We start from the raw sequence: 5,768 nt of genomic DNA, 5'->3' as shown, positions 1-5,768 counted from the left end.
GATGGCCACGCCGAGGGCGTAGCCGGTCACCAGCCAGCCAGCGCCGGGAATCGACACGCCCAGGTCCGCCGCCACATCGGGCAGCAGGCCCATGATGACGAACTCGGTAGTGCCGATGGCGAAGGCGCTCAGGGCGAGGATAAGGAGCGAGAGGGGCATTTGCGTTTCCTTGTTACAGCGGTGCGCGGATTTCAGAACTGAGCTCAGTGATGAGCGCAGTGAGGAAGGCTTGGATCGTTTCCTCGTTGCGTTTGAAAAAGTGCCACTGCCCGGCCTTCTGGCTGCTGATCAATCCCGCCCGTTGCAAGGTGGCCAGGTGGGCCGACACGGTCGACTGGGACAAGCCGCAGCGCTGGTCGATCTGCCCGGCGCAGATGCCGTATTCGTGGTTGTGCAGTTGCTCGGGGAACTGCACTTTCGGGTCTTTCAGCCAAGTGAGAATGTCTCGCCGTACTGGGTGCGCCAGGGCTTTTATTATTTCGTCGAGGTCGATGGACATGGCAGTTGCTCGGTGGCGTAAAGCGTTATATCGCGATGAGGCGAACTTTAAATCGGTATATCCCGATATTCCAATATGATTTTGATCTGATGTCAGGCCAAATCTGTATATCGGGTTATAACGATATGTTGGCGGCAGTGATAGACTGCACACCATGAATTATCTCGCACATCTGCACCTGGGCGGCCAACTTCCTGCACAACTGCTGGGCAGCCTGTATGGCGACTTTGTCAAAGGCCGCCTGCAGGGCCAGTTCAGCCCGTCCATCGAAGCGGCCATCCAGTTGCACCGCTCAATCGACCGCTTCACCGACAGCCATCCGCTGGTCGGTGAAGCGCTGTCGCGCTTCAGCCTGACCCGCCGGCGCTATGCCGGGATCGTCCTCGATGTGTTTTTCGATCACTGCCTGGCGCGGGATTGGCAGCGCTATGCCGACCAGCCTCTGGAGCATTTCACTTCACAGGTGTACCGCGTGCTCGCGGCTGAACCGCAACTGCCGGGGCGCCTGGCGCAGATTGCGCCGTACATGGCGGCAGATGATTGGCTGGGGTCATACCGCGAGTTTGGGGTGATGGAGCAGGTGTTGCGGGGGATCTCGCGGCGGTTGACGCAGCCTGAGGCGCTGGGCCATGCGATGCAGGAATTGCGCACGTTATATGAGCCGCTGAGTGAAGACTTCCGGCTGTTTTATCCTGAGTTGCAACAATTTGCACACGCTCAACTGACCACTGAGATCTAACTGAGATCTAAATGTGGGAGGGGGCTTGCTCCCGATGGCGGCCTGTCAGCAAAAGATATGCTGACTGATTCACCGCCATCGGGAGCAAGCCCCCTCCCACATTGGAACTGTGTTTACCTCATTCAGGCGGCGAATGCAGGTCGCGCAGCCACTTGCTCAGTCTCCGGCAGCGGCCCGAACAACGCCTTCTGCACCGCCTGCTGCGCCTGGAACGCCAGCGCCGCGCGTTCCTGCCCGGCACAGGCAATCGGCTGGAGCACATGGATTTCCACATCGCCCTGATCGTTGGCAAACAGGCGCATCAGGTGCGAGAGCAAATCATCATCGCCAATAAACGGCGCCAGCGGGTCTACTTGCCCGTCGCGCAGATAACGAATCGCCACCGGTTGCAGCGACACCTGCGCGTCGATCGCACTGGCCAGCAAGCGCCCGTGGAAGGTGCGAAGCCTGCGCCCGTCGGTGGTGGTGCCTTCGGGGAACATCAGCAGCGGGTGCTGTTGCTCCAGGTGACGGGTCATCTGTTTGCGGATCAACTGGCTGTCGCCCGCACCCCGGCGAATAAACAGGCTGCCGGCCTTGGCCGCCAACCAGCCGGCCACCGGCCAGGTGCGCACTTCGGCCTTGGACAAAAACGACATTGGCGCGACCATGCCCAGCAGCGGAATGTCGGTCCAGGACACGTGATTGCTCACCCACAGCATCGGCGTTTGTGGCAATTCACCCAGCACCGTCACGCGAAAGGGCAGGGCGTTGGTCAGCCGCGCCATAAAGAACCGCGACCAACGCTGACGGCGCACCATCGAGTTGGCCACCCCCAGGCGCTCGAACAGACCAAACACACCGGCCATGCTCAAGCCCAGCGCCACCACCAGCAGCACGCGGGCGATCCGCGCGTACACGCGCAGGCGGCCCATCACATGGCCGCCTTGAAGTGGCGGGCGTAACGCGGGCACAACTCATCGCGCTTGAGCAGGATGAACACGTCGGCCACCTGGAAATCTTCATCCCAGCACGGCTCGCCGCAGATCTTCGCGCCCAGGCGCATATAGGCCTTGAGCAGCGGCGGCATTTCCGCGATGACGTTGGACGGCAGGTCCAGCGCCGGCAGCGGTTTTTTCGGCTCGGCGCGCAGGTGTTCGTTGCACAGGTAGCGTTCGCGCAGGCGCTGCATGATCGCGTGGGCCTGGATGCCGCCATCGTGCATCGGGATACTCGCGCAACCCATCAGGTAGCTGTAGCAGCCCTCGTTGAGCACTTCGGCCAACTCGCCCCAGAGCACCGCGATGGTGCCGCCGTTGCGGTAGGCCGGGTCGACGCAGGTGCGGCCGATTTCCAGGATCGGGCCCTGCAAGTGCAGCAGGCCATGCAGGCTGAATTCTTCTTCGCTGTAGAACCGGCCCAGGGTGCTGGCGGCCTGGTGATCGAGTAGACGGGTGGTGGCCACCAGTCGACCGCTGTTCAAATCCCGCACGCCGATGTGGCTGCAGTGAACATCATAGTCATCCATGTCCAGGCCCAGTTCCGCGCCTTTCAGCTTGGCGTTGAACTCGCCGCTGAACACGTTGAACCGCAGGGCCTGTGCTTCTTGCAAAGCCTGGGCGCCGATCAGGCGTTCGGCTTGCAGGCGGCGTTCATTGCCGGTGTCGCTGATGCGGGCGATCTGAGTCATGGCGAATCTCCGAGTGCCAGCCACGTTCCGGCCGGTCGACTTGTTTGTCCAAACTCAGGCTATGTAGGCTCGGTGTCATCTCCATGAAGTTACGGTGACGCTTAGATGACACGTCCCTGTGTCGCCAATCTGTCATCGGCCTCGGCTAGGCTCGCGGGCTTGAATGCCCCCCTTGAGTTCGTGTCCATGGTCAGAGGCTTGCTGTGCGTTGCCCTGTTGTTAGCCACCGTCACCACCCGCGCCGAAACCTGGCCTGACAAAGACTGGGCCAAGGGCACACCGATCGAAGGCCCCGCTGTCGATGCCCTGAACGCCTACGCTTTCCCTGCGCGTGACGACGCCACCCGCCAAGGCATCCGCACCGACGCGTTGCTGGTGATCCGCGATGGCGAACTCATCTACGAGCGCTACGCCGCGCCCACCACCGCCCGCACGCCGCACTTGACGTGGTCCGTGAGCAAAAGCCTGATGGCGACGGTGCTGGGCGTGGCCTACGGCGAAAACCGCTTCAAATTGAGCGACCCCGCCGCACGTTTCTACCCGCCGATGAAACAGCATCCAACCGTGACGATGGCCGACTTGCTGCACTGGGCCTCGGGCCTCGATTGGCAGGAGGATTACGAATATGCCCCGCTGAAATCCTCGGTCGTCGCAATGCTCTACACCCGTGGCCGTGACGACATGGCGCAATTCACCGCCGGCATGGACACCTTCAGCGCGCCGGGCGAGGCCTTCCGTTATTCCAGCGGCGACAGCAATCTACTCTCCGCCGCGCTCAAGGGCATGCTCGGCCACAAGGCCTACATGAGTTACCCGTGGGACGCACTGTTCAAGCCGCTGGGCATTCGCAACGCCACCTGGGAAACCGATGCCGATGAAACCTTCGTCGCCTCGTCCTACGCCTACCTCACCGCCCGCGATCTGGCACGCGTCGGCCTGCTGATGGCGCGCGACGGTCGCTGGGGGGAGCAACAACTGGTGCCCAAAGCCTGGGTCGACTTCAATCGCCAACCCTTCGATAAATACAAACCCGGCCAGGACGAAGCCGTGCCCGGTGGCCAGTGGTGGCTCAACCGTGCAGTGCAGGGCGCCCCCAAGCCCTGGCCCGACGCCCCCGCCGACACCTTCGCCGCCCTCGGCCACTGGGGCCAGGCGCTGTACGTGATGCCCGATGAACACCTGGTGATCGTGCGTTACGGCGATGATCGCGACGGCAGCTACCGCCATAACGAACTGCTCAAACGCGTGCTCGCGGCGGTGCAACCATGATCCGTCGTCGGCCGTTTGCCAGCCTTTGCCTGCTGCTATTGCTCGCCCTGCTGGGATGGGTGTGGCACGAACGCGTCAACCTGCAAGCCTTCCCCGATATCATCGCGGCGTATACGGCCAAGGAATATTGCTCGTGTCGGTATGTGGCCAATAGCCCTGCCGAGTATTGCCGGGGCTATGTGAAACAGTACGTGCCGACCAGCGCGTTCACCGATGACCCGCAGCGCAGTGAAGTCACCGCCAGTGGATTGGGGCGTACTCATACCGCCAGATGGCTGGGTGAACGGCAGGGCTGCCGTCTCAACCCCTGAGACTCCCTATCCAATGCAGGGGCGGCGGTATCAGTTAGATTGCACAGGGCAAGCGGCACAGTTAAGGTTCGTTCAGGTTTTTCCGCCCCACGAGTCTTTAATGTTCAACGCGTCTGTCATCAAACCCCTGGCCTTCGCCCTGCTGGCTACCGCCGCCGTGCCTGCCCACGCCGACTGGTACCTGGACAACGAGTCCTCGCGGCTGTCGTTCGTTACCACCAAAAACACCGAGATTGCCGAGGTGCATCGCTTCCTGGTGTTGCACGGCAAGGTCGACAGCAAGGGCGCCGCGCAGTTGGAAGTGGAGTTGGAGTCGGTCAACAGCGGCATCCCGCTGCGCGACGAGCGCATGCGCAATCAGCTGTTCGAAATCAAGACCTTCCCCGAGGCGCTGATCAATACGCAAATCAACCTGCAACCGATCAACGACCTGGCCCCCGGCGCGCAGTTGGAGTTGCGCCTGCCGCTGTCGGTGACGCTGCACGGCAAGACCCAGACCTACAGCGCCGAGCTGTTGGCCACGCGTCTGGATGATCGGCGTTTCCAGGTGGTGACCCTGGAGCCGGTGGTGTTGCATGCCGAGGATTTCGAGCTGGTGCCGGGTGTGGCCGCGTTGCGCAAGGCGGCTGGGCTTGCGTCGATCAGTTTGTCGGTGCCGGTGGGTGCGGTACTGATTTTTACGGCGCGCTGACGTGAGTGGCGCAGTGTTCCCGTGGCGCAGCGCCAACCGGTTCGAGTTGTTGATCGACGGGCCGGACTTTTTCCCGCAGATGCTGGCGTGCATTGCCCGGGCGCGGCGGCAGGTGGATCTGGAGTTGTACCTGGTGGAAGCCGGCGCCTGCGCCGACGCCATGGTGCAGGCGCTGGTGCTGGCGGCTGAGCGGGGCGTGCAGGTGCGCTGCCTGTTCGATGATTACGGCAGCCTGGCGTTTACCCTCGGGCTGCGTAAGCGCCTGACCGACGCCGGTGTGCAATTGTGCTTTTACAATCGCCTGAACTGGCGGCGCTGGATGCGCAACCTGTACCGCGACCACCGCAAGCTGTTGTTGGTCGATCAAGACATCGCCGTGGTCGGCGGCACCGGCGTTACCGATGAATTCTGGACACCGGGGCAGGACAGCGCCGACTGGCACGAAGTGATGGTGCAGATCAGCGGCCCGCTGGTGCTGGATTGGCAGGCGCTGTTCGACCGGCAATGGTTGGCCAACGATGACCGTCGCGCCTGGAAACCGGCCACCCATTTCGGCTTGCCGCGCTTGCCCAAAGTGCCGGCGACCGGGC

Annotated in this window: 8 protein-coding genes and 1 pseudogene; 5 read left to right on the top strand and 4 right to left on the bottom strand. The window is 62.5% G+C overall.

The genetic code is table 11. The features are described 5' to 3' along the window. Both L9Z73_RS24020 and L9Z73_RS24015 read right to left on the bottom strand, forming a co-directional pair. A pseudogene (locus L9Z73_RS24020) lies at positions 1–159 on the bottom strand (MFS transporter); the annotation flags it as partial. Between the two features lie 13 nt (positions 160–172). Continuing rightward, positions 173–499 (bottom strand): ArsR/SmtB family transcription factor, encoded by a 327-nt coding sequence (locus tag L9Z73_RS24015; RefSeq protein ID WP_017844838.1) that lies wholly within the window; start codon positions 497–499, stop codon positions 173–175. Between the two features lie 154 nt (positions 500–653). On the opposite strand from L9Z73_RS24015, the gene L9Z73_RS24010 reads away from it, so the two are divergent. Further along, on the top strand, positions 654–1,238 hold the full coding sequence (locus L9Z73_RS24010; protein WP_247406395.1) for an ACP phosphodiesterase: 585 nt from the start codon (positions 654–656) through the stop codon (positions 1,236–1,238). A gap of 122 nt (positions 1,239–1,360) precedes the next feature. Here the strand turns inward: L9Z73_RS24010 and L9Z73_RS24005 are convergent, their stop codons facing one another. Continuing rightward, on the bottom strand, positions 1,361–2,152 hold the full coding sequence (locus tag L9Z73_RS24005) for a lysophospholipid acyltransferase family protein (RefSeq protein ID WP_247406392.1): 792 nt from the start codon (positions 2,150–2,152) through the stop codon (positions 1,361–1,363). Continuing rightward, on the bottom strand, positions 2,152–2,907 hold the full coding sequence (olsB, locus tag L9Z73_RS24000; protein WP_017844841.1) for an L-ornithine N(alpha)-acyltransferase: 756 nt from the start codon (positions 2,905–2,907) through the stop codon (positions 2,152–2,154). Before olsB ends, L9Z73_RS24005 begins: the two co-directional genes overlap by 1 nt. 186 nt (positions 2,908–3,093) lie before the next feature. Between olsB and L9Z73_RS23995 the strand changes: the two genes are divergently transcribed. The 4 genes from L9Z73_RS23995 to L9Z73_RS23980 form a co-directional block, all read left to right on the top strand. Then, positions 3,094–4,176 carry a serine hydrolase domain-containing protein gene (locus L9Z73_RS23995; RefSeq protein ID WP_247406399.1) on the top strand — a complete coding sequence of 361 codons (1,083 nt, stop codon included), beginning with the start codon at positions 3,094–3,096 and terminating at the stop codon, positions 4,174–4,176. Then, a complete protein-coding gene (locus L9Z73_RS23990; RefSeq protein ID WP_247406389.1) occupies positions 4,173–4,487 on the top strand; it encodes an amidase in 315 nt (104 codons plus the stop codon). Before L9Z73_RS23995 ends, L9Z73_RS23990 begins: the two co-directional genes overlap by 4 nt. Before the next feature lie 100 nt (positions 4,488–4,587). Next, positions 4,588–5,178: a YceI family protein gene (locus tag L9Z73_RS23985; RefSeq protein ID WP_247406386.1), complete on the top strand. Its 591-nt coding sequence runs from the start codon at positions 4,588–4,590 to the stop codon at positions 5,176–5,178. A 1-nt stretch (position 5,179) separates the two neighbouring features. Beyond that, the coding region (locus tag L9Z73_RS23980) for a phospholipase D-like domain-containing protein (protein ID WP_247406383.1) at positions 5,180–5,768 on the top strand (589 nt) is incomplete at its 3' end.

It is taken from the genome of Pseudomonas emilianonis (assembly GCF_023072625.1).
Taxonomy (GTDB): Bacteria; Pseudomonadota; Gammaproteobacteria; order Pseudomonadales; family Pseudomonadaceae; genus Aquipseudomonas; species Aquipseudomonas paraveronii.
The sequence above is the reverse complement of the archived record's forward strand: the minus strand, read 5'-3'. Positions and strand labels throughout refer to the sequence as shown.

What these genes read in the sequence shown, in the direction of transcription:
- L9Z73_RS24015 (WP_017844838.1), bottom strand. Translation starts at nt 499, where the DNA reads ATGTCCATCGACCTCGACGAAATAATAAAAGCCCTGGCGCACCCAGTA.
- L9Z73_RS24010 (WP_247406395.1), top strand. Translation starts at nt 654, where the DNA reads ATGAATTATCTCGCACATCTGCACCTGGGCGGCCAACTTCCTGCACAA.
- L9Z73_RS24005 (WP_247406392.1), bottom strand. Translation starts at nt 2,152, where the DNA reads ATGGGCCGCCTGCGCGTGTACGCGCGGATCGCCCGCGTGCTGCTGGTG.
- olsB (WP_017844841.1), bottom strand. Translation starts at nt 2,907, where the DNA reads ATGACTCAGATCGCCCGCATCAGCGACACCGGCAATGAACGCCGCCTG.
- L9Z73_RS23995 (WP_247406399.1), top strand. Translation starts at nt 3,094, where the DNA reads ATGGTCAGAGGCTTGCTGTGCGTTGCCCTGTTGTTAGCCACCGTCACC.
- L9Z73_RS23990 (WP_247406389.1), top strand. Translation starts at nt 4,173, where the DNA reads ATGATCCGTCGTCGGCCGTTTGCCAGCCTTTGCCTGCTGCTATTGCTC.
- L9Z73_RS23985 (WP_247406386.1), top strand. Translation starts at nt 4,588, where the DNA reads ATGTTCAACGCGTCTGTCATCAAACCCCTGGCCTTCGCCCTGCTGGCT.